Source organism: Aeromicrobium sp. UBA7512, from assembly GCF_002476985.1.
GTDB lineage: Bacteria > Actinomycetota > Actinomycetes > Propionibacteriales > Nocardioidaceae > Aeromicrobium > Aeromicrobium phoceense.
In genome coordinates, this window is record NZ_DLNK01000007.1 from 557,311 (window position 1) to 579,253 (window position 21,943).

Below are 21,943 nucleotides of genomic sequence, written 5' to 3' on the forward strand. Positions count from 1 at the left end.
CCTACACTGCCGACATGCCTGCCGACGTTCTCTGGGAGCCCGCACGCACCGGCGACACCGCGATCGAGCGCTTCGCCTCCTGGATCGCCGCCACCCGTGGCGTGGACGTGCCCGACTACGACGCCCTGTGGCAGTGGTCGGTCGACGACCTGGCCGGCTTCTGGGGCGCGTGGGTGGAGTACCTCGACCTACCGCACGACGGCAGCCCCGAGCCGGTGCTGCCGGACGCGTCGATGCCCGGCGCGCGGTGGTTCCCCGAGCTGCGGCTGAACTACGCCGAGGCGATGCTGCGGATGCCCGGCCGTGCCGACGACGACGTCGTGGTGATCGCGCGGTCGCAGAGCCGCGACGAGGTCCGGCTGACAGCCGCCGAGCTGCGCGACCAGGTGGCCCGGGCACGTCAGGGCCTGCTCGACGCCGGCGTGGAGGCCGGCGACCGCGTGGCGGCCTACGCCCCGAACATCCCCGAGACCCTCGTCCTGCTGCTGGCCAGCGCCAGCCTCGGCGCGGTGTTCTCCTCCTGCGCCCCCGAGTTCGGCACGCAGAGCGTCATCGACCGGTGGCAGCAGATCGAGCCCGTCGTGCTGCTCGCCGTCGACGGCTACCAGTACGGCGACAAGGGGATCGACCGGCGCGAGCAGGTGGACACCATCTCGGCCGCGCTGCCAAGTGTGCGGACGATGGTGTGGCTGCCGTACCTCGACGAGGCCGCGCCCGCGCCCGAGGCGGCGATCACGTGGGAGCGGTTCACGAGTCGCTCCGGCCCGCTGCAGTTCGAGCGGCTGGCGTTCGACACCCCGCTCTACGTGCTCTTCTCCTCGGGCACCACAGGCCTGCCGAAGCCCATCGTGCACGGCCACGGCGGCATCACGATCGAGCACCTCAAGGCGCTCATCCTGCAGAGCGACCTAGGACCGGACGACCGGTTCTTCTGGTTCTCCACCACCGGCTGGATGATGTGGAACTACCTCGTGTCCGGGATCGGCGCGGGCGCCACCGTGGTGATGTTCGACGGCAACCCGGCCCACCCGGACCTCGGTGCGCTGTGGCAGATGGCCGCCGAGGTGGGCGTCACGTACTTCGGCACCAGCGCCCCCTTCCTGCTGCAGTGCCGCAAGGAGGAGCTGCACCCCGCGCAGGTCGCCGACCTCTCGGCGCTTCGCGCGCTCGGGTCCACCGGTGCGCCGCTGCCCGAGGCCGGGTTCCGCTGGGTGTACGACGAGCTCGATCCGAAGGTCCAGCTGGCCTCGGTCTCGGGCGGCACCGACACGTGCGCGGCGTTCGTGGGTGCCGCGCCCATCGTGCCGGTCTACGCGGGCGAGATCTCGTGCCGGTCGCTGGGCTGCGACGTCGACTCCTTCGACGTGTCGGGCCACCCCGTGCGCGACCAGCTCGGCGAGCTCGTGATCAAGCAGCCGATGCCCTCGATGCCGGTGGGCTTCTGGGGCGACGACGACGGCTCGCGCTACCGCGCGGCCTACTTCGAGGACTTCCCCGGCGTGTGGCGTCACGGCGACTGGATCAACCTGACGTCCTACGGCTCCTGCACGATCACGGGCCGCAGCGACGCCACCCTCAACCGTGGCGGCGTGCGGCTGGGCACCTCGGAGTTCTACTCCGTCGTGGAGTCGATGCCCGAGGTGGCCGACAGCATCGTGGTGCACCTGGAGGACACCGAGGGCGGCGCCGGCCGGCTGCTGCTGTTCGTGGCGCTCGTGGAGGGCGCCGTGCTCGACGACGACCTCACGAAGCGGATCGCCGTCGAGCTGCGCACCAAGCTGTCGCCGCGCCACGTGCCCGACGAGGTGCACCAGGTGCGCGGCATGCCCCGCACCCTCTCGGGCAAGAAGCTCGAGGTGCCCGTGAAGAAGATCCTGCGCGGCACCCCGGTGGACGACGCGGCGGCCAAGGGCGCGCTGCAGAACCCCGAGGTCCTCGACGACTTTGCGAGGCTTGCCGAGCAGGTCGAGTAGGGAGGGCGCTCAGCGCCCGAGCGTATCGAGACCCGGTCAGGTGATCTCGATACGCCCGCTCGTTCCTCGCGGTGCTACTCGATCACCGGCCCGGCGATCTCGATACACGGGCTCGATCACCGGCCCGGCGATCGAGTAGCCGACGAGCGCAGCGAGGCGCGTATCGAGATCAGACGAGCAGCTCGGCGATCTGGATCGTGTTGAGCGCGGCACCCTTGCGCAGGTTGTCGCCGGAAACGAACAGCACGAGGCCCTTGTCGCCGTCGAGCGACCGGTCCTGCCTGATCCGGCCCACAAGGCTCTCGTCGCGGCCTGCCGCGTCGAGCGGGGTGGGCACGTCGGCCAGCTTCACGCCGGGCGCGCCCGCGAGGATCTCGGTGGCTCGCTCGGGGGTGATGTCGTCGGCGAACTCGGCGTGGATCGACAGCGAGTGGCCCGTGAACACCGGGACGCGCACGCACGTGCCGGCCACCCGCAGGTCGGGCAGGCCGAGGATCTTGCGCGACTCGTTGCGGAGCTTCTGCTCCTCGTCGGTCTCGAACGAGCCGTCGTCGACGATCGAGCCGGCCAGGGCGATGACGTTGAACGCGATCGGCGCGACGTACTTGACCGGGTCGGGGAAGGAGATCGCGTGACCGTCGTGGGTCAGCGCATCGGCCTTCTCGACCGTGGCGAGGGACTGCGAGTGCAGCTCCTCGACGCCGGCCAGGCCGGATCCGGAGACCGCCTGGTAGCTGCTGACGGTGAGGCGCACCAGGCCCGCCGCGTCGTGCAGGGGCTTGAGCACCGGCATCGCGGCCATCGTGGTGCAGTTCGGGTTCGCGATGATGCCGCGACCGCGCGCCGAGTCGCCCGCGGGGATGTCGTGCGGGTTGACCTCGCTGACGACCAGCGGGATCGCCGGGTCCTTGCGCCACGCCGACGAGTTGTCGATGACGGTGACGCCGGCCTCCGCGAAGCGCGGGGCCTGGACCTTGCTCATCGTGGCGCCCGCACTGAACAGCGCGATGTCGAGGTCGGAGACGTCCGCGGTGGCGGTGTCCTCGACGACGATCTCCTCGCCGCGGAACGGCAGCGACTTGCCGGCCGACCGGGCCGAGGCGAAGAAGCGCACCGAGCTGGCGGGGAAGTTCCGCTCCTCGAGCAGCTGGCGCATGACGGTGCCGACCTGGCCGGTCGCACCGACGACTCCGATCTTGGTCATCTTCCGGTCCCTCCGTACACGACGGCCTCGGTGTCCTCGGCGCCCAGGCCGAACGCCTCGTGGGCCGCGTTGACCGCGGCGTCGACCTCGTTCTCGCCGACGACCACCGAGATGCGGATCTCGGAGGTCGAGATCATGCCGATGTTGACGCCGGCCGACGCGAGCGCCTCGAAGAACGTGGCCGTGATGCCCGGCTGCGAGCGCATGCCCGCGCCGACGATCGACACCTTGCCGACGCTGTCGTCGTACTGGAGCCGCTCGAAGCCGATCTCGTCCTTCAGGCGCGCCAGCGCGGTCATCGCGGTCTGCCCGTCGTCGCGCGGCAGGGTGAACGAGATGTCGGTGAGCGCCGTGGCGGCGGCCGACACGTTCTGGACGATCATGTCGATGTTGATCCGGGCCTCGGCGAGGGCGCGCAGGACGGCGGCGGCGTAGCCGACCTTGTCGGGGACCCCGACGACGGTGATCTTGGCCTCGCTGCGGTCGTGGGCGACCCCGGAGATGATGGCGTGCTCCATCGCCTTGCCTTCTTCCGTGTACGTGCTGACGTCTTCGGTGCCCACGACCCAGGTGCCGGTCTTGTCGCTGAAGGACGACCGCACGTGGATGGGCATGGAGTTGCGGCGGGCGTACTCGACGCACCGCAGGTGCAGGATCTTCGCGCCGTTCGCGGCCATCTCGAGCGTCTCCTCGTAGGAGATCGCGGGGATGCGCGTGGCGGTGGGGACGATGCGGGGGTCGGCGGTGAAGATGCCGTCGACGTCGGTGTAGATCTCGCAGACGTCGGCGTTCAGCGCCGCGGCCAGCGCGACGGCGGTGGTGTCCGAGCCGCCGCGGCCGAGCGTGGTGATGTCCTTCGTGGTCTGCGAGACGCCCTGGAAGCCCGCGACGATCACGATCGCGCCGTCGGCGATGGCCGACTGGAGGCGACCGGGCGTGACGTCGATGATCTTGGCCTTGCCGTGGACGTCGTCGGTGAGGACGCCGGCCTGCGAGCCGGTGAAGCTGCGGGCCTCCTGACCGAGGGTCTCGATCGCCATCGCCAGCAGCGCCATCGAGATGCGCTCGCCGGCGGTCAGCAGCATGTCGAGCTCGCGGCCCGGGGGGAGGGGGGAGACCTGGTTGGCCAGGTCGATCAGCTCGTCGGTCGTGTCGCCCATCGCGGACACGACGACGACCACGTCGTGACCGGCCTTCTTGGTCGCCACGATGCGTTGGGCGACTCGTTTGATGCTGGTGGCGTCGGCCACCGACGAGCCGCCGTACTTCTGCACGACGATGCCCATGGACATTTCCTTGCTCTGGAGGGACTGCAGGCGCAGTGGGATGACGCCACGCTGCGCCTGGACCAGTCTAGCCCCTGCGCTTCGAGGGCCCGGGGCACTGTCCGGGCGCTGGACCGGGGAGCAGCGGCCGTCAGCCGACCGCGGTGCGGCCCTCGAAGGCGCGCCCGAGGGTGACCTCGTCGGCGTACTCGAGGTCGCCGCCGACGGGCAGGCCGCTGGCGAGCTTGGTGACCTTCAGGCCGATCGGCACGAGCATGCGCATGAGGTAGGTGGCCGTGGCCTCGCCCTCGAGGTTCGGGTCGGTCGCGATGATGACCTCGGTGACCATGCCGTCCTGGAGCCGGCCGAGCAGCTCCTTGATGCGCAGCTGGTCGGGGCCGATGCCGGCGATCGGGCTGATCGCGCCGCCAAGCACGTGGTACCGGCCGCGGAACTCGCGCGTGCGCTCGATCGCGATGACGTCCTTGCTCTCCTCGACGACGCACAGGACGGTGTCGTCGCGGCGCGGGTCGGCGCAGATGCGGCACGTCGTGTCGACCGTGACGTTGCCGCACACCGAGCAGAAGAGCACCTTGGTCTTGGCGTCGACGAGGGTCTGCGCGAAGCGCTTGACGTCCTCGGGGTCGGCGTCGAGCAGGTGGAAGGCGATCCGCTGGGCGCTCTTCGGGCCGATGCCCGGCAGTCGTCCGAGCTCGTCGATGAGGTCCTGGATCACGCTTTCGTACACGCCGCCAGCCTAGTCGCCCGGGCCAGCCGCACCGGGCGACACGTGGCCGACTCCGGCCGCGGTCAGTGCGCCATCTTCAGGCCGATGATGCAGCCGATCAGCCCGCCGATGAGCAGGATCTTCGTGAGGGACACCGGCTCGGTGCCGGTGAGCATCGCGTAGCCCACCGTCCCCACGGCGCCGATCCCCACCCAGACGGCGTAGGACGTGCCGACCGGCAGGTCGCGCATGGCCCACGCGAGTCCACCCATGCTGATGACGAGGGCACCGAGGAAGACCAGCGACGGGCCGAGCTTCGTGAAGCCCTCGCTGCGGCCCAGGGCGGTGGCCCACACGGCTTCGAACACTCCCGAGACGACCAGGACGAACCAGGACATGACACTCCTTCGTGGCCGTCTTGTCGCGCTCCGGGTACGACTCCACTCGTCCGGCGGCCTGAGGGGCCGTGACCCCATCCTCTCAAACCGGCGCGGACGCGGTGCCCCGGCGCAGGAACGTGGCCAGCAGGTCGTGGCCGCGCGAGGTGAGGATCGACTCGGGGTGCACCTGGACGCCCTCGATCGGCAGGGTGCGGTGGCGCAGCCCCATGACGATGCCCGAGCCGGTGCGCGCGGTCACCTCGAGGGTCGGTGGCAGGTCCTCGACGACGAGGGAGTGGTAGCGCGCGCAGACCAGCGGCGACGGCAGCCCGGCGAAGACTCCGGCGCCTTCGTGGTGGACGAGGGAGGACTTCCCGTGCACGACCTGCTCGGCGCGCACGACGCGAGCACCGAAGACCTCGCCGATCACCTGGTGGCCGAGGCAGACGCCGAGGACGGGGACATGGCTCCCGAACCGGCGCACCACCTCGGCGCTGATGCCCGCGTCGGCAGGGGTGCCGGGACCGGGTGAGACGACGACGTGCGTGAAGCCGCCGGTGAGCAGGTCGTCGACGGAGGCGGCGTCGTTGCGCACCACCTCGGTCTCGGCGCCCAGCTCGCCGACGTACTGCACGAGGTTGAACACGAACGAGTCGTAGTTGTCGACGAACAGCACGCGCGGCCGTCCGGGCAGCGACGGATCTGTGGACCTTCGGGTCGCCGGAGCGGCACCCGGGTACCAGGATCCGTCCTGCGCGGCGGCGTGCGCCTCGGCGAGACGGGCGGTGAGGGGTCCGGCGGGCCACGCGCCGACGCCCTCGCACGAGGTGACCGGCACGATCCCGCGCAGGGCGTTGGTGGCGAAGACCTCCGTGGCCGCGGCGAGGTCGGCGGTGGTGAGGCGGTGCTGGAAGACCGGGACACCCAGTCCGAGCGCCAGCTCGATCACCCGGGCCCGCGTGGTGCCGGGCAGCACGCGGCCGTCGAGCGCGGGCGTGTGCAGCCCGTCGTCGAGCACCGCGAAGACGCTCGCTCGCCCCGTCTCCAGGACCGATCCGTCGGCGTCGATCAGCAGCGGCTCACCTCGCTCGGTGGCGGGCACGAGGCTGCGGTCGACCCACTTGTGCTGGCCGAGTCCGCCCGGGACGACGCGCGGCGCGAGGTCCCACGACGCGGGCGTCGCGTCGAGGGGAGCGGTGGACATCGAGACCCGGACGTCGTCGTCGGCCGGGACGGCGTCGATGCGGAGCCGGTGGCGCCCGGTCAGGCCCGCGACGCGGCGTCGCACCGCGTCCTCGAGCCCGGCGCGCACCGTGGTGCCGTAGACGGCTCGGACGCTGGCGTCGAGCCGGGCCAGGTGGGCGTCGAGGTCGAGGGCCCGGTCGTCGTGGACGAGCAAGGTCTCGAAGACGCCGCGGCTCAGGTCGGCCGGCTCGGCGGGCTCGCGGACGGCGGGTTCGGGAGGCGAGGTGGCGTCGTGGTCGGTGGCGACGAGGTCGAGGCGGCCACCGATCGCCGTGATGAGCGGGCGCGCCTTGACGAGGCACTCGGCGTACTCGTCGTCGGGGTCGGAGTCGGCCACGATGCCGCCGCCGACGCCCAGCCACACGCGCCACTCGCCCCGCGCGTCGCGGGCGAACTCGAACGTGCGGATGACGACGCTGAGCTCCATTCCCGCCGTGGCGCTGACGTGCCCGATCGCGCCCGTGTAGGCGTCGCGCCCGGTGGCCTCGAGCTCGGCGGCGATCTCCATCGCGCGCACCTTGGGAGCGCCCGTGACCGAGCCGGGCGGGAAGGTGGCACGCAGCAGGTCGCCGTCGCCCACCCCCGCCGGCAGGTGCCCGACGACGTCGGAGACCAGGTGCCAGACGGCGTGGCGCTCGAGCCGGTTCAGCGCGGGCACGCGGACCGAGCCGGGCACGGCGACGCGGCCCAGGTCGTTGCGCATGAGGTCGACGATCATGACGTTCTCGGCGCGGTTCTTCGCCGAGGCCTCGAGATCGCGGGGGTCGGCGCTGAGGGGGGCCGTGCCCTTGATGGGCGAGGTGAGCACCTCGTCGCCGGTGCGGCGCAGGAACAGCTCGGGCGAGAGGCTGGCGAGCACGCCCTCCGGGGACGAGACGTACGCGGCGTAGGCGGGGCGGAGCGTCTCGACGCCGGCGCAGAACGCGTCGAGCGGGTCACCGTCGAACGGCGCCTCGAGCCGGGCGCACAGGTTGACCTGGAAGATGTCGCCGGCGCGGATGTGCTCGAGCGCGCGACCGACGGCGGCTCGGTGCTCCTCAGGGCTGGGAGTCATGGCGAACGTGCCCGCCGTGAAGGCGCCGGGCTTCCCCGGGGTGGAGATCGCGCGCAGGAGGGCGTCCACCCGCGCGGGCGCGGGCTCGCCGAGCGACTCCAGCCACCACACGCCGCGCACCCGACGCAGGACGAGGTCGTAGAAGCCGACGCGGTGATCCGGCTGGGGGATCGGGCGCGGGGGTCCCTCGGAGAGGTGCTCCACGTGCCGGCCCAGCCGGTAGCCCCACGCCCCGATCCAGCCGCCGCCGAAGCCGTCGAAGTCGTGGCGGGGGAGGTCGACGTCGTCCCAGTCCTCGAGGAGGCGCACCGGCTCGCAGGCGACGAGCGCCTCGCCCTGGTGCCAGGCTCCGATGAGCGCGACGAGACGGTCGCGACCGCGCAGTCGTCGCACGACCTCCGTGGGCGACGCGTCGAGGTCGAGGCGCCGGCGTACCGGCGCGGGCGGCTCAGCCGTGGGTGGTCTCGTCAATGATCTCGGCTCCGAGGTGCTCGGCCAGGAGCGCCTCGGCGTCCTGCGAGCCGTCGTCGACCACCGGGTCGTCGGGATCGACCCCGGCGTCGGGGTTCAGCCGCTCGACCGGCACCGGGCCCTGCCGCAACGCCTCGCGCACCGACTCGGGCACACGGGACTCCTGCGGGACGGGGGCCGCCTGCGGCACGGCGGCCGGCGCACCGGGGGTGGACCCAGTGGGCGAGGCCGACGGGTCGACGATCGCCTCGAGGCGCCACTGCACGGCCATGACGTCGGACAGCGCCTGCTGCACGATCTGGTCGGAGCCGCTCTTGACGAACGAGTCGCGGGCGCCGGTGTTCACCAGCGCGAGTGTGAGGGTGGAGCCGTCGAGCGAGGCGACCTGGGCGTTCTGGCTGAGCATGACCCACGTGAAGCGGCGCAGCTGCTGCACGCGGTCGAGCACCTGGGGCCACATGCGCCGGACGTCGGCGGTGGTGAGCTGGCCGGGCGCCGCGGGCGCCGGCTCGGCGGCCGGCTCCGGGGCGGGCTCGGGTGCGGCGGCGACGGGCTCGGGGGCGACCGGCTCGGGAGCGGCAGCCGGAGGAGCCGCCTGCGGCTCGGGAGCCTTCGGGGTGGCGGGCTCCGGCGTGGGCGCCTCCGCGGCGGGAGGCTCCGGTCGAGCCGGGGCCGGGTTGGCGGCGGGCGCGGGAGCCGCCGGAGCAGACGGTGCCGACGCGACCGCGGGCGCCGGGGCGGCCCCGGAGAGGCGGCGCTCGAGCCGGTCGAGGCGGGCGTGGAATCCCTCGACCGAGTTGTCGGCACCGGGCACGAGGATCCGCGCGCACATCAGCTCGAGCATGAGCCGCGGCGCGGTGGCCCCGCGGAACTCCGTGAGGGCCGCGCTGACGATGTCGGCGGCCCGGGTGAGCTCGGTGGGCTCGAAGCCGGCGACCTGGCGCTGCAGCACCGCGGTGCGGTCGGCCGGGGTGTCGATCAGGCCCGTCTCGGCGGCGCCGGGGACGGCCTTGAGGATCACCAGGTCGCGGAAGCGCTGGAGCAGGTCCTCGGCGAAGCGGCGGGGGTCCTGGCCGGACTCGATGACCTTGTCCACGACCCCGAACACCGTGGCGGCGTCGTCGGCGGCGAACGCCTCGACGGACTCGTCGAGCAGGGAGTCGGGCGTGTAGCCGAGCAGCTGGACCGCGAGGTCGTAGGTGATGCCGTCGGGGCCGGAGCCGGCGAGGAGCTGGTCGAGCACGCTGAGCGAGTCACGCACCGAGCCACCGCCGGCACGCACCACGAGGGGCAGCGCCGTGGGCTCGAGGCCGACGTCCTCGCTGCGGCACAGCTGGAGCATGTAGTCGCTGAGCAGCTTCGGCGGCACGAGCCGGAAGGGGTAGTGGTGGGTGCGCGAGCGGATCGTGCCGATGACCTTGTCGGGCTCGGTCGTGGCGAAGATGAACTTCAGGTGCGGCGGGGGCTCCTCGACCAGCTTGAGCAGCGCGTTGAAGCCCTGCGGGGAGACCATGTGGGCCTCGTCGATGATGTAGACCTTGTACCGGCTGCTGACGGGGGCGAAGAACGCCCGCTCGCGCAGGTCGCGGGCGTCGTCGACGCCACCGTGGCTGGCCGCGTCGATCTCGATGACGTCGATGCTGCCGGGCCCGCCACGAGCGAGGTCGCGGCAGCTCTGGCACTCGCCGCACGGGTCCGAGATCGGCGCCTTCTCGCAGTTCAGCGCGCGCGCCAGGATCCGGGCACTCGTGGTCTTGCCGCAGCCGCGCGGGCCGCTGAACAGATAGGCGTGGTTGACCCGGTTGTTGGCCAGCGCGTGACGCAGCGGATCGGTGACGTGGTCCTGGCCGATGACCTCGGCGAACGTCTCGGGCCGGTAGCGCCGGTAAAGAGCCAGGGGTGCGTCCACGGAGACCACCCTAGACGCCCGTGCCGACAGCGGTGACCGAGTCGGTCCGCCCCACGGGCGTCAGGATCCGGCGAGCAGCGTGACCACCGCGTGGAGGTCCGTGGCGACGTGCGTGGCGCCGGCCTCGCGGAGCTCGTCGGCCGAGCACGGTCCGGAGGGAACGCCGATGCCCGCGACCTCCGCGATCCGGGCGGCGTCCATGTCGTGCACGTGATCTCCGACGTAGGTGTCCGCGTCCTCGCGCACCAGGGCCTCGGCCTTCTGCTCGCGCCACGCGTCGCCGATCACGGCGTCGTGCGGCAGGTCCAGGTGGTCGAGGTGCAGGGCGGCGTTCGGGCCCGCCTTCGCGGTGATGACGATCGCGCGACCCAGCTCGCGGGCGGCGGCGAGCGCCTCCGCGGCGCCGGGCATCGCGAGGACGCGCGGGACGGCGATCTCCGGATACATGGCGCGGTACCGGGTGAACATCTCGGGCACGGCCTCGGCCGGGAACCAGTGCGCGAGCTCCCACTCCAGCGGTGGCCCGAGGCGCGAGACGGCCAGCTCGGCGTCGACGAACACCCCGGTCTGGCGCGAGAGCTCCTCGTACACGGCGCGGATCCCCGGGCGCGAGTCGATCAGCGTCATGTCGAGGTCGAACCCGATCGTGCGGGTCGTGGTCACGGGATCCAGCGCTCGAGCCACTCATCCGTGAGCCGGTAGGCCGCGGCGCGCGGCTCGTCGTTGGAGAGGTAGACGTCGTGGCGGGCGTTGCGGACCACGAGCGAGGTGACGTCGCCCCCCAGGCACCCGGCCCAGCGGCCGATCTGCCGCACGTCGAGCACCGCGTCCGACGTGTCGGTCTTCTCGTGGTGCTGGAAGCTGAACCACGAGCGGTGCGAGCGCAGTACCAGCGACGGCACCCCGATGTCGAGACCGCGGTGCAGGGCCGCGTGGCCGCGCCGCACCGCCGTCAGCCAGCCGTACGTCACGGGGAACCCCGCCAGCGGCTTCCACGCGAGGTCGTAGTCCCACAGGCCGCCGTGCTCGCGGTAGAGACTCACGCCGTAGGCCTCGGCCAGCGGCAGCTTCATCCGGTCCTTGGGGCGCACCTTGGAGAAGGCGCGGATCGCCTGCGTGCCGATCGAGCGCATCCACGCCGCGCCCTGCAGGTCGAACCACGGGCTGTTCAGGACGAGGCCGGCGATGCCGCGGCCGCGGGTGCCGCCGGGCTCGAGGTTGAGGCGGTCGAGCCACAGCGGCAGCACGAGGCCGCCGGTGGAGTGCGCCGACAGCACCACCGGGACGTCCGGCACCTCGCTGCGTACGGTGCGCAGGGTCTCGTTCAGCTCCTGGTCGTACAGCGCGAGGTCGGAGACGAAGTGCGGCGTGTGCCCGTCGCCGAGGGAGCGCCCGCACTTGCGCAGGTCGAGGGAGTAGAAGGCGTAGCCGCGGTCGGCGTAGAACTCGGCCAGCTCGGTCTGGAAGAAGTAGTCGCTGAAGCCGTGGACGTAGACCAGTGCGGCCCGCGGGGTGCCCTCGAACCGGCGCCGGACCAGCGTCGCGGTGATCGGGCCCTCGCCGTCGGGATCCTCGCCCAGGTCGATCGTCCGGCGCTCGTACGGGTCGCCCAGGATGTCCTCGGTCCAACCGGTCATGGGGGTCCTCCTCGATCCTGGCGTGCCGGACCCACGATAGGGGGGTGCGGCCGCCGGGTCCGGCGAACGTACGACGTCCGACTGCTCTCCTAGACTCCTCGTGACCCGTCGGTGGGGCGACATCGGGAGGCAGGCAGGCTGTGGAACGCGCACACGACGACCCGGTTCATGCCCGGTCCGTCACGGTGGAGGCATGACCACCTCGGCTCCGCAGACCCTGCGGATCATGGACCTCGCCCTGAGGGCGGGCGAGATGCTGCTGTCCAACGGGGCGGGCACGGCCGACGTGTCCGCGACGATGTCGTCGATCGCCCGCCACTTCGGCCTGCGCGGCACCTACGTCGACGTCACCCACATCATGCTGACGATGGTGCACGACCAGCAGCTCGACGAGCCGCCGCTGATCCTGCGACGCAACGTGGTGCGGCGCGAGACGGACTTCGAGGACGTCACGGCGATCGACCGGCTGGTGAGCGACCTGCTGAACGACGAGATCGACCTCGACGAGGCGCGCTCGCAGCTGGCCGCGATCTCCACGAGCGGTCACGCGCGGCCTCGGTGGGTCGTGATCGGCGGGGCCGGCCTCGTCGGCGCCGGGGTGGCGATGATGCTCGGCGGAGCGGCGATCGTCACGGTGATCGCGTTCCTCGCTGCTGTGGTGATCGAGTACGTTCGCCGGCCGCTCGAGGTCCGGCGCCTGCCCGACTTCTACATCCAGGTCGTCGGGGGCCTGTGCGCGTCCCTCATCGCCGTCACGGCAGCGGCCGCCTCCGTACCTTCCCCGCCGTCGCTGGTCATCGCGGCGAACATCGTCGCGCTGCTGGCCGGGCTCGGTCTCATGGGCGCGATCCAGGACGCGCTGACCGGCTACCACCTGACGGCCGTGGCGCGCCTGCTCGAGGTCGTGCTCGCCACGGGCGGCATCGTCGCGGGCGTCTCCGGCGGCCTCATGGTCGGCCGGATGCTGGGCGTCGACCTGGGCTCGGGCACGAGCTGGCCCGACCTGTCGCACCTGCCGTTCGTCACGATCGGGGCGGGCCTCGCGGCCGCCGGCTTCGCCGTGCAGACGTACGCCCCGTGGACGTCCGTCCCGGTGATCGCCCTGATCGGCGCCGGTGCAGGAGCCCTCTCGGCCGCGATGTTCGAGAACAACATCGACCGGCCGTGGGCCGCCGGGATCGCGGCGTTCCTCATCGGCGTCGTCAGCTACCCGGCGTCGCGCGCCCTGCGGATCCCGGCCCTCGTCCTCGTGGTGCCCGCCATCGTGCCGCTGCTGCCCGGCCTGACGATCTACCGCTCGCTGGCCCAGCTGGCGGAGGAGAGCCTCTCGGGCATCTTCGCGGGCATCACGGCGATGGCCGTGGCGGTGGCGCTCGCCGCCGGCGTCATCCTCGGTGAGTATGCTGCGCAACCGTTGGGACGCGAGACCCGACGCCTCGAACGCCGCCTGTCCGGACCCCGCCTCGTGGGGCCCTTCCGTGCCAAGTCGAGGCGGAAGTGACTCGCTGGTGTCAACGGCAGTTGCACAGTATTCTCAAGACTAAGCAAGCGCTTAGTGCGAAGGGGCACTCATGAGACTTCAGTTGTCAGCCGAGGACCAGGCATTCCGCGAGGAGATGCGTGAGTTCTTCACCACCCAGGTGCCGCAGGACATCCGCGACGCCGTGATCAACCGCGGTGAGATCACGCGCGACCAGATCGTGCGCTCGCAGCAGGCCCTCAACGCCGGCGGCCTCGCGGTGCCCGGCTGGCCCGTCGAGTGGGGTGGCAAGGACTGGACCCAGCTCCAGCGCCACATCTGGCACGAGGAGATGCAGCTGGCCGGCGTCATGCCGCCGCTGGCGTTCAACGCCTCCATGGTCGGTCCGGTCATCGCCACCTTCGGCTCGCAGGAGCTGAAGGAGCGCTTCCTGCCGGCCACCGCCAACCTCGACATCTGGTGGAGCCAGGGCTTCTCCGAGCCCGACGCGGGATCCGACCTCGCGGGCCTGCGCACCACGGCCGTCCGTGACGGCGACGAGTACGTCGTCAACGGCCAGAAGACGTGGACCACGCTCGGCCAGTACGGCGACTGGATCTTCACCCTGGTCCGCACCGATCCCGATGCGCCCAAGAAGCAGATGGGCATCAGCTTCCTGCTGATCGACATGAAGACCGAGGGCCTCACCGTTCGCCCGATCGAGCTGATCGACGGCGGCCACGAGGTCAACGAGGTCTTCTTCGACAACGTGCGCGTCCCCGTGGAGAACCTCGTCGGCGAGGAGAACAAGGGCTGGACGTACGCCAAGTTCCTGCTCGGCAACGAGCGCGTCGGCATCGCCCAGGTCGGCGCCAGCCAGCTGCACCTGTCCACGGCGAAGGCGAAGGCCAAGGAGTACGGCGTCTTCGACCAGTACGCGTCGCGGATCGCCGACATCGAGAGCCAGCTCACGGCGCTCGAGCTCACCGCACTGCGCGTGGCCGCCGGCTCCTCCGGCGACAAGCCGCACCCGGCCTCGAGCGTGCTCAAGATCAAGGGCTCGCAGCTGACGCAGGCCGTCTCGGACCTGCTCGTCGACCTCGAGGGTCCCGCGGCTCTCACCAGCCGCGACACCCGCGTCTTCCTCAACAACCGCAAGGTGTCGATCTACGGCGGATCCAACGAGATCCAGCGCCAGATCATCGCCGGCACGATCCTGGGACTGTGACATGGACTTCACCATCGATTCGGAGCAGAAGGCTCTCGTCAAGGCCGTCCGCGGTCTGATCACCAACGTCTACGAGTCCTCCGAGGCCCGTCGCGAGGTCACCAAGACCGATCCCGGCTTCGCCGCGTGGGAGAAGCTCGCCGAGATGGGCGTGCTGAGCCTGCCGTTCGAGGCCAGCCCCGTCGAGGTCTCGCTCGCCGCCGAGGAGCTGGGCAAGGTCATCGCCCCCGACCCGTTCGTCGAGGCGATCGTCCTGGCCGGCGGCCTCATCGACGCGCTGGGCACCGACGAGCAGAAGAAGCAGTACGTCGACGCCGTCGCCGGTGGCGAGGTCCTGCCGATCCTGGCGTGGATGGAGCCCGGCAAGCGCTGGTCGACCCAGGCCTCGGTGACGTTCGCCGACGGCAAGCTCAACGGCGTCAAGTCGCCCGTGGTCCAGGCCGAGCGGGCCGACCTCCTGCTGGTCACGGCCGCGCTGCCCGAGGGCGGCACCGGCGTGTTCCTCGTCGAGGGCGCCACCGCGGTGGAGACCGCCATCACCAACGACGGCGGCCGCGCCGCGACCGTCACGTTCGGCGACACCCCGGCCGTCCAGCTGGGCGAGGGCGGCGACCAGACCGCCGCGATCGAGGCCGCGCTCGACCGGGCGCGCATCGCGTACGCCCACGAGGCACTCGGCGCGATGGAGACGGCGCTGACCACCACGGTCGGCTACCTCAAGACGCGCAAGCAGTTCGGCGTCACGCTCAACACGTTCCAGGCGCTCAACCACCGTGCCGCCGACATGTACGTGGCGCTCGAGCTGGCCCGCAGCACCATCACGTGGGCCACGATCGTCGCGGCCGACGAGGCCACCACGCCCGAGCAGCTGGCCACCGCGGCCTCGCACTCGGCGCTGCAGGTCAGCGTGGCCGGTCGCCACATCGGCCTCGACGCGATCCAGCTGCACGGCGGCATCGGCATGACCGCCGAGTACTCGGTCGGTCACTACGCCAGCCGCCTCATCGCGATCGAGCACCTGATCGGCGACGGCGAGTTCCACCGCGCGCGCCTGGCCGCCCAGGTCGGCGACCACGCGGTCTTCGACCCGATCGGCTGATCGCCGCTCACACGAGAAGACCCGCCGGCCCCCAGGGGCCGGCGGGTCTTTCGTCTGAGAGCCGGTGATCGAGTAGCAGGGCGAGGAACGAGCTCGCGTATCGAGATCAGCCGGCCACGGGGCGGTCAGGGGACCCGGTGGGTCCACTCGCTGGTGGAGAACTTCTCGTCGACGCGGCGCTGGGCCTCGGCCAGCTCGGCCTCGGTGTACTCCGACTCGTTCGTCGCGTAGCGGCGGCGGAACGTCTCGAGGAAGCTGTCGAGGATCGCCTCGCGGGTCAGGCCGGTCTGCGAGCGCATCGGGTCGACGCGCTTGTTGGCCGAGCGGGTGCCCTTGTCGCTCATCTTCTCGCGGCCGATCCGCAGCACCTCGGTCATCTTGTCGGCATCGATGTCGTACGCCATCGTGACGTGGTGCAGCACGGAGCCGCCGGCGAACCGCTTCTGCGCGGCGCCGCCGATCTTGCCCTGGTCGCTCGCGATGTCGTTGAGCGGCACGAAGTGGGCCCGCACGCCGACCTCGGCCAGCGCCTCGATCACCCAGTCGTCGAGAAACGAGTACGAGCGCTCGAAGCTCAGCCCCTCCACGAGCGAGCCGGGGACGACCAGCGAGTACGTGATGCAGTTGCCCGGCTCCATGAACATGGCGCCGCCGCCGGAGACCCGGCGGACGACGTCGATGCCGTGCTTCGCGGCGCCCTCGGCGTCGATCTCGTTGACGTAGCTCTGGAACGAGCCGATCACCACGAGCGGGCTGTCCCAGTCCCAGATGCGGAACGTGGGCGGCCGGGTGCCCTCGGCGACCTCGCGGCCGATCACCTCGTCGAGGGCGACGTGCATGGCCGGGTCCATCGTCACCGGGCCGATGACGTCGAAGGTGTGGTCGTGCCAGCCGGTGGCCTTGCCGAGCGCCCGGCGGACGGCGATGCCGACGGCCTCGGGCGTGAAGCCGATGAAGGCCGTGTCGGGGCCGACGGCCCCGGAGATGGAGGACGTGAGCTGGTCGACGGACGCGTCGACCGAGAGACCGGTCAGGGCGGCGTTGACGTCGAGGAGGGCCTCCTCGGGCTCGAGGAAGAAGTCCCCCGAGACGCTGACGTCGACGAGCCGGTCGTTCTGGACTTCGAGGTCGACCGCGACGAGCTTGCCGCCGGGGACCTTGTATTCACCACGCATGTCCGGTTCAACACCCCCTGACGGCGGATGCTTCCGCCGGTCGAACCGGACCTGCGCGGTGAGGGGTTCAGCGAGCCGGCGGCAGGTCGTCGCGGCGCGTGTCGCGCACCGCGTGGTCGCGTCGGCTGTTGACGATCAGGCTGAGCACGATGCCCAGGGCACCGGCCGCCATGCAGATGTAGCCGACCATGGTCAGATCGACGCCGTTGATGGCGTCGGTCACCGCGAACGCGAGGATCGCGCCGATGGCGATGAGAGCGATGGATCCACCGAAGTACATGTCAGGTCCCTTCCCTCGATGACGGTCGGCGCGGATGCGACGACCGTTTCGGTCGGGAATGACAGTGCCACGGTTCCGCGTTGTCCGCATTCTGAGCCGCCGTGACGACATCGGGACAGGCGGTCGTGGTGCTGTGGTCCGCCTTGGAATGCACTCACATGCGCACTATTCTGCACATACGCGAATCACCAAGGAGCCCACATGACGACCACCCTGCCTCCGTTCCATCTCGCCCTCCCCGTCCACGACATCGAGGCCGCGCGCCACTTCTACGGTGAGGTCCTCGGATTCGGTCGCGGCCGCTCGGCCGACCGGTGGACCGACTGGAACGTCGACGGCCATCAGGTCGTCACCCACCAGGTCGACGATCACCGGAACGCGGTGGCCGGGACGAACCCCGTGGACGGCCACCAGGTGCCGGTCCCCCACTTCGGCCTGGTGCTCGACGTGGAGCGGTTCACCGAGCTGGCGGAGCGTCTCCGCGCTGCGGACACGGAGTTCGTCATCGAGCCCTACGTCCGCTTCGAGGGCGAGCCGGGCGAGCAGTGGACCATGTTCTTCCTCGACCCCTCCGGAAACGCCTTGGAGTTCAAGGCCTTCCGCGACCTCGACCAGCTGTTCGCGGTGTGACCGGAGCCGTGGACTCCTCGCGTCCGACCGAACCTGCGGACGGTGACGGCGAGCTCAACCACGAGTTCCTCGTCCTGGTCGGGCGCCGCATCCGTGAGGCTCGCAACGAGCTCCGTCTGACGATGCAGCAGCTTGCTGACCAGTCCGGGATCAGTCGCCGCCTTCTGACCCAGATCGAGCACGGTCAAGCCAATCCGAGCCTGGTGGCCATCACCCGGATCGCCCGCCAGCTGGGCACGGACTTCACGACGCTGCTGGCACCCGACGACTCGGCCGCCGCACTCGAGTCCGTCAGCGCTGCGGACCACGTCCTGGTGTGGTCGACGTCCGGAGGGAGCTCGGCCCACCTCCTGGTGGCGTCCAGCGGCAGTCGAACGGCAGACCTCTGGTCGTGGACCCTGCAGCCAGGGGACTCGTACATCGGCCGGGCCGATCCCGAGGGATCCCAGGAGCTCTTCCACGTGCTCGAGGGCGAGTTGACGATCGCCGTCGATGGTGACCACCACGCCCTCGCCGCGGGGACATCGGGCCGGCTCCTCAGCGACCGCCCCTACGCCTATGCCAACGACTCCAGCGAGCCCACCCGGTTCATCCGGACGGTCGTGCTCGCAGCCCGCGCCTGACGCTTCCAGCGGAGTCCATGAACGACGATGGCCCGCACCGGTGAGGTGCGGGCCACCGCTTCTCGACGCTCGTGGCGGAGACAAGCCTCCGCCCTGGAGCCTTGGGAACACACCAGCGGGCGGCTCGCTGGTGCGCGCCGCCCGCTGGCTTGTGACGTTGGTGGCGGAGGATAGGGGATTCGAACCCCTGAGAGCTTTCACTCAACCCGCTTTCCAAGCGAGCGCACTAGGCCACTATGCGAATCCTCCGCGCAGGAGTCTACGTGCCCCGACCGTCAGCGACGAATCCGGCCCGCCGCTCAGTCGTCGGTCTGGCCCAGGCAGACCTGCTCGTCGTCGAGCGGGACGCTCGGCTCGAGCCCCAGCGACTCGGCCCGGCTGCGCCCGAGGTTCCACTCGAGCCACGTGGCGGGCTCGCGGCGATTGTCGGTCAGGGCGCAGGTCCGCTGGCCGTCGAGACGCGAATCCAGCGTCGGGACTGCGTCGTCCGACAGCTGCGACAGGAAGTACCAGTCGACCTTGCCGGTCTCCTCGTACCGGTCGAGGTTGTGGTCGGCGATCCACGCGTCGGGATTGATCGCCGCGATCCCGAGCAGCAGTACCGCGCCGCTGATGAGTCCGAAGCGGGGCAGCCACTGACCACGCAGCCGCCAGCCGGCGGCCAGCGTGGCCAGGACGAGCAGGCCGAGCCAGCCCTCGAAGACGTCCACCAGCAGTCGCAGCTGGGTGAAGCCGTAGGCCTCCTGGTAGAGCGCCATCCGGTTCAGCGCCGAGGCCACCACCAGCAGCGTCATGACGCACAGCAGGCCGAGCGCGACCCGCAGCCACGTCCGGTCCTCGACGGTCTCGCGCGGCGCCTTGCGCGAGGCGGCCCACACCACGAACAGCGTCAGCACGGTGGCGACGGTGAGCTGGCCGAAGCCCTGGTGGACGTACTCCGCATAGGTGAGTCCGGTGGTGCGCTCGAAGTAGTCGCGGCCGCCGAAGATCGCCGCGGCCTGAGCGACGAGGAACGCCGCGAACACCGCGTCGACGACCAGCACGGGCACCAGCCACTCGAAGCGCTTCGCGACCGGGCGGCTGTCCCAGCGCACCGTGTCCACCTCCGGCGGGTTGAGCGCCAGGTAGGTGCCGGCCAGGGCGATGCCACCGATGGCGATCGCCACGAAGACGCGCACCGCGAAGTCCGGTGAGCCGAAGTCGGGGACCAAGCCGCTGAACCACTCGGCGAACAGTGCGTCGGCGGACATGAACAGGAACGCGAAGATCGTCAGGCCGAGCACCGACCACAGCACGGTGCGCACCACGGCGATCCCGTGCCCCGTGCCCGTCAGCATCCGCATCGTCCGGCCGAGCCACGGGATGCCGCGGAGACCGGCGACGGGCCACGAGATCGCCGAGACCACGAACGAGGGCACCGTGCGAGCGTCCGTGAGCGCCATCGTGGCGATCGCGCCGCCGGCCATGAGGCACAGGATCACGATCCACTCCGCGTCGCGGAACAGCGCCGTCGCCGCGAGCGCCGTGCACAGCACCGCGCAGGCGATCGTGAACGGATGGCGTCGCCGCGGGCTGGCCGCGAACAGCAGCAGGCCGGCGGCCATCAGCACGAGGAAGGTGCCCAGGCCGAGGTCGTGGAACGGCAGCGCGATGCCCGCCAGCACGCCCACCCCCACGGCCCAGCCGAGCAGGCGAGGGCGCCCGGGTACGCCGCGGTCGGGCCAGAAGCCGCCGAACAGCGAGTCCGTCATCGAGGGCAGGGGCGGGGGGCCGGCCTGCGGGGACTTCGGCAGGGGCGCGGGTGCGGACGGTTGGGGCACGGGGGTCTCCTTCGGTGCGGCCACGGAGGCGCGGTCGGGGGTGGACGGCAGGGCGGCGCGGACGCGGGCGCCCGTTCGGCCGGGCTCGGGGTCGACGAAGCCGATGGTGCCGCCGTGGAGGTCGGTCACCCAGCGGGCGATGGCCAGGCCGAGCCCGGTGCCGCCTCCGCCCTCGGTCTCCGCGAGGGTGCCGAAGCGCTCGAACGCCCGGTCGCGCGATCCCGGCTCCACGCCGGGACCCTCGTCGGCCACCTCGAGCAGCCAGCCCGCGTCGGTCGCGGTCGCGCGGATCGACACGGTGCCGCCCGCGGGGGAGTGGCGCGTCGCGTTGTCCACGAGGTTGGCCACGAGCTGCTTCAGCCGGGCGGGATCGGCCTCGACCGCGAGGTCGGGCGGGTCGACGGTCACGGTGATCTCGACGTCGCGCTCGCCGTACTGGAACTCGTCGGCGGCCGACTCGAGCAGCTGGCGCACGGTCACGGGCTCGAGGCGCAGCTGCGCCGCGCCCGCGTCCACGCGGGACAGGTCGAGCAGGTCGGCGACGAGGGCCGACAGCCGCTCGGCCTGGGCCAGTGCGCTGCGCAGCGTGGCCGGGTCGGGCTCGCTCACGCCGTCGGCGAGGTTCTCCAGCAGCGCGCACATGGCCGTGAGCGGCGTGCGCAGCTCGTGGCTGACGTTCGCGATGAGGTCCCGGCGCTGCCGGTCGACCTGCTCGAGCTCGGCGGCCATCCGGTTGAAGGCGCGGGCCAGCTCGCCGATCTCGTCACGCGAGGTGTCGGTGATCCGGGTGCTGTGGTCGCCGCGCGCCATCCGCGCCGCCGCGACGGTCATCTGCCGCAGCGGCGAGGTCATGCCGGAGGCCAACAGCTGCGTCACGGCGAGGGCCAGTGCGATCGTGACGGGGATGCTCAGCCAGATGGGCACGCCGCCCGCGGAGCCCACGGTGGCCACGACGGAGGCCACCACGACGCTCACCGCGACGAGCAGGCCCAGCTTGAACTTCACCGACCCGATCGGGTCGAGGGGCCGACTCATCGGGCGCTGGCTCATCGCTCGGCTCCGACCTCGAGCGCGTAGCCGACCCCGTGCACGGTGCGGATCCGGTCGGCGCCGATCTTGGCCCGCAGTCCCTTCACGTGGCTGTCGACCGTGCGGGTGCCGGAGGCCTCGGCCCAGCCCCACACCTCGGCGAGGAGCCGCTCGCGCGAGAGCACGTCACCCGGCGCTGCCGCGAGGCACACGAGCAGGTCGAACTCCGTCGGCGTCAGGTGGATCTCGTCGCCACCGACCCACACGCGACGCGCCCCGACGTCGAGGCGCAGGTCGTCCCACTCGCGCACCGAGCCCTGCGCGGAGGCGGCCAGCTCGGCCGCACGGTCCACACGACGCAGCAGCGCGGCGACGCGCGCCACCAGCTCGCGCATGCGGAACGGCTTGGTCAGGTAGTCGTCGGCCCCCACGGCGAGCCCCACGAGGACGTCGGCCTCGTCGTCGCGCGCGGTCAGCATCAGCACCGGCACGGGGCGGATCGCCTGGATGCGGCGGCACACCTCGTGACCGTCGAACCCCGGCAGCATGACGTCCAGCACCACGAGGTCGGGGTCGTGCTCCTCGAACGCGGCGACCGCGCCCGGCCCGTCCCAGGCCCTCACGACCTCGTGGCCGTGGGCACTCAGGCGGTCGGCGACGGCGGCCCCGATGGTGGGCTCGTCCTCGACGAGAAGGATGCGGCGTTCAGGCATGACCCCAACCTAGGAGGCCGGG

18 protein-coding genes, 1 tRNA gene, 1 pseudogene and 1 riboswitch are annotated in these 21,943 nt (G+C 71.5%); of the genes and pseudogenes, 6 read left to right on the forward strand and 14 right to left on the reverse strand.

Going from position 1 to position 21,943, the window contains the following annotated elements:
- Positions 1–14: 14 nt before the first annotated feature.
- Positions 15–1,973, forward strand: coding sequence for an acetoacetate--CoA ligase (locus B2363_RS13580; protein ID WP_286930834.1), 1,959 nt, complete (start codon positions 15–17; stop codon positions 1,971–1,973).
- Between the two features lie 169 nt (positions 1,974–2,142).
- Here B2363_RS13580 and B2363_RS13585 read toward each other — a convergent pair whose 3' ends face one another.
- The 9 genes and pseudogenes from B2363_RS13585 to B2363_RS13620 all read right to left on the reverse strand — a co-directional run bounded on the left by B2363_RS13585 (position 2,143) and on the right by B2363_RS13620 (position 11,865).
- Positions 2,143–3,177: an aspartate-semialdehyde dehydrogenase gene (locus B2363_RS13585; RefSeq protein WP_286930835.1), complete on the reverse strand. Its 1,035-nt coding sequence runs from the start codon at positions 3,175–3,177 to the stop codon at positions 2,143–2,145.
- Entirely contained in the window at positions 3,174–4,463 is a 1,290-nt protein-coding gene (locus B2363_RS13590) for an aspartate kinase (RefSeq protein ID WP_286930836.1), read from the reverse strand. Before B2363_RS13590 ends, B2363_RS13585 begins: the two co-directional genes overlap by 4 nt.
- A gap of 130 nt (positions 4,464–4,593) precedes the next feature.
- The gene (recR, locus tag B2363_RS13595) at positions 4,594–5,190 is read right to left on the reverse strand and encodes a recombination mediator RecR (RefSeq protein ID WP_181753389.1); all 597 of its coding nucleotides are present in this window, start codon (positions 5,188–5,190) and stop codon (positions 4,594–4,596) included.
- A 62-nt stretch (positions 5,191–5,252) separates the two neighbouring features.
- Positions 5,253–5,567, reverse strand: coding sequence for a DMT family transporter (locus B2363_RS13600; protein WP_181753387.1), 315 nt, complete (start codon positions 5,565–5,567; stop codon positions 5,253–5,255).
- A gap of 8 nt (positions 5,568–5,575) precedes the next feature.
- A riboswitch (guanidine-III (ykkC-III) riboswitch) is annotated at positions 5,576–5,641 on the reverse strand.
- An 8-nt stretch (positions 5,642–5,649) separates the two neighbouring features.
- Positions 5,650–6,225, reverse strand: a complete 576-nt coding sequence (locus B2363_RS16240) for an anthranilate synthase component II (RefSeq protein WP_349680450.1) — start codon at positions 6,223–6,225, stop codon at positions 5,650–5,652.
- A gap of 156 nt (positions 6,226–6,381) precedes the next feature.
- Positions 6,382–7,848: pseudogene (locus B2363_RS16245) on the reverse strand (bifunctional anthranilate synthase component I family protein/aminotransferase class IV); the annotation flags it as partial.
- Positions 7,849–8,296: 448 nt separating this feature from the next.
- Positions 8,297–10,258, reverse strand: a complete 1,962-nt coding sequence (locus tag B2363_RS13610; RefSeq protein WP_376785981.1) for a DNA polymerase III subunit gamma and tau — start codon at positions 10,256–10,258, stop codon at positions 8,297–8,299.
- A 30-nt stretch (positions 10,259–10,288) separates the two neighbouring features.
- Complete coding sequence (locus B2363_RS13615) at positions 10,289–10,891, reverse strand: HAD family hydrolase (protein ID WP_286930840.1); 603 nt, start codon at positions 10,889–10,891, stop codon at positions 10,289–10,291.
- Positions 10,888–11,865 carry an alpha/beta hydrolase gene (locus B2363_RS13620; RefSeq protein WP_286930841.1) on the reverse strand — a complete coding sequence of 326 codons (978 nt, stop codon included), beginning with the start codon at positions 11,863–11,865 and terminating at the stop codon, positions 10,888–10,890. Before B2363_RS13620 ends, B2363_RS13615 begins: the two co-directional genes overlap by 4 nt.
- A 193-nt stretch (positions 11,866–12,058) precedes the next feature.
- Here B2363_RS13620 and B2363_RS13625 point away from each other — a divergent pair, with 193 nt between their 5' ends.
- The 3 genes from B2363_RS13625 to B2363_RS13635 all read left to right on the forward strand — a co-directional run bounded on the left by B2363_RS13625 (position 12,059) and on the right by B2363_RS13635 (position 15,651).
- Entirely contained in the window at positions 12,059–13,366 is a 1,308-nt protein-coding gene (locus B2363_RS13625; protein ID WP_181753379.1) for a threonine/serine ThrE exporter family protein, read from the forward strand.
- Positions 13,367–13,436: 70 nt separating this feature from the next.
- Positions 13,437–14,552 carry an acyl-CoA dehydrogenase family protein gene (locus tag B2363_RS13630; protein ID WP_181753377.1) on the forward strand — a complete coding sequence of 372 codons (1,116 nt, stop codon included), beginning with the start codon at positions 13,437–13,439 and terminating at the stop codon, positions 14,550–14,552.
- Position 14,553: 1 nt separating this feature from the next.
- Positions 14,554–15,651, forward strand: coding sequence for an acyl-CoA dehydrogenase family protein (locus tag B2363_RS13635; protein ID WP_286930842.1), 1,098 nt, complete (start codon positions 14,554–14,556; stop codon positions 15,649–15,651).
- A 125-nt stretch (positions 15,652–15,776) separates the two neighbouring features.
- Here B2363_RS13635 and B2363_RS13640 read toward each other — a convergent pair whose 3' ends face one another.
- Both B2363_RS13640 and B2363_RS13645 read right to left on the reverse strand, forming a co-directional pair.
- On the reverse strand, positions 15,777–16,826 hold the full coding sequence (locus B2363_RS13640) for a lipoate--protein ligase family protein (protein WP_286930843.1): 1,050 nt from the start codon (positions 16,824–16,826) through the stop codon (positions 15,777–15,779).
- A 67-nt stretch (positions 16,827–16,893) separates the two neighbouring features.
- Positions 16,894–17,106 (reverse strand): DUF6458 family protein, encoded by a 213-nt coding sequence (locus B2363_RS13645; protein ID WP_078699515.1) that lies wholly within the window; start codon positions 17,104–17,106, stop codon positions 16,894–16,896.
- Positions 17,107–17,307: 201 nt separating this feature from the next.
- On the opposite strand from B2363_RS13645, the gene B2363_RS13650 reads away from it, so the two are divergent.
- Positions 17,308–17,736, forward strand: coding sequence for a VOC family protein (locus B2363_RS13650; RefSeq protein WP_181753369.1), 429 nt, complete (start codon positions 17,308–17,310; stop codon positions 17,734–17,736).
- Complete coding sequence (locus B2363_RS13655) at positions 17,733–18,359, forward strand: helix-turn-helix domain-containing protein (RefSeq protein ID WP_286930845.1); 627 nt, start codon at positions 17,733–17,735, stop codon at positions 18,357–18,359. The genes B2363_RS13650 and B2363_RS13655 overlap by 4 nt, the downstream gene beginning before the upstream one ends.
- A 161-nt stretch (positions 18,360–18,520) precedes the next feature.
- Here B2363_RS13655 and B2363_RS13660 read toward each other — a convergent pair.
- The 3 genes from B2363_RS13660 to B2363_RS13670 all read right to left on the reverse strand — a co-directional run bounded on the left by B2363_RS13660 (position 18,521) and on the right by B2363_RS13670 (position 21,921).
- Positions 18,521–18,608, reverse strand: a tRNA-Ser gene (locus B2363_RS13660).
- Positions 18,609–18,658: 50 nt separating this feature from the next.
- Positions 18,659–21,229 (reverse strand): DUF4153 domain-containing protein, encoded by a 2,571-nt coding sequence (locus B2363_RS13665; RefSeq protein ID WP_286930847.1) that lies wholly within the window; start codon positions 21,227–21,229, stop codon positions 18,659–18,661.
- Positions 21,226–21,921, reverse strand: coding sequence for a response regulator transcription factor (locus B2363_RS13670; protein WP_181753357.1), 696 nt, complete (start codon positions 21,919–21,921; stop codon positions 21,226–21,228). The genes B2363_RS13665 and B2363_RS13670 overlap by 4 nt, the downstream gene beginning before the upstream one ends.
- Positions 21,922–21,943: the final 22 nt, after the last annotated feature.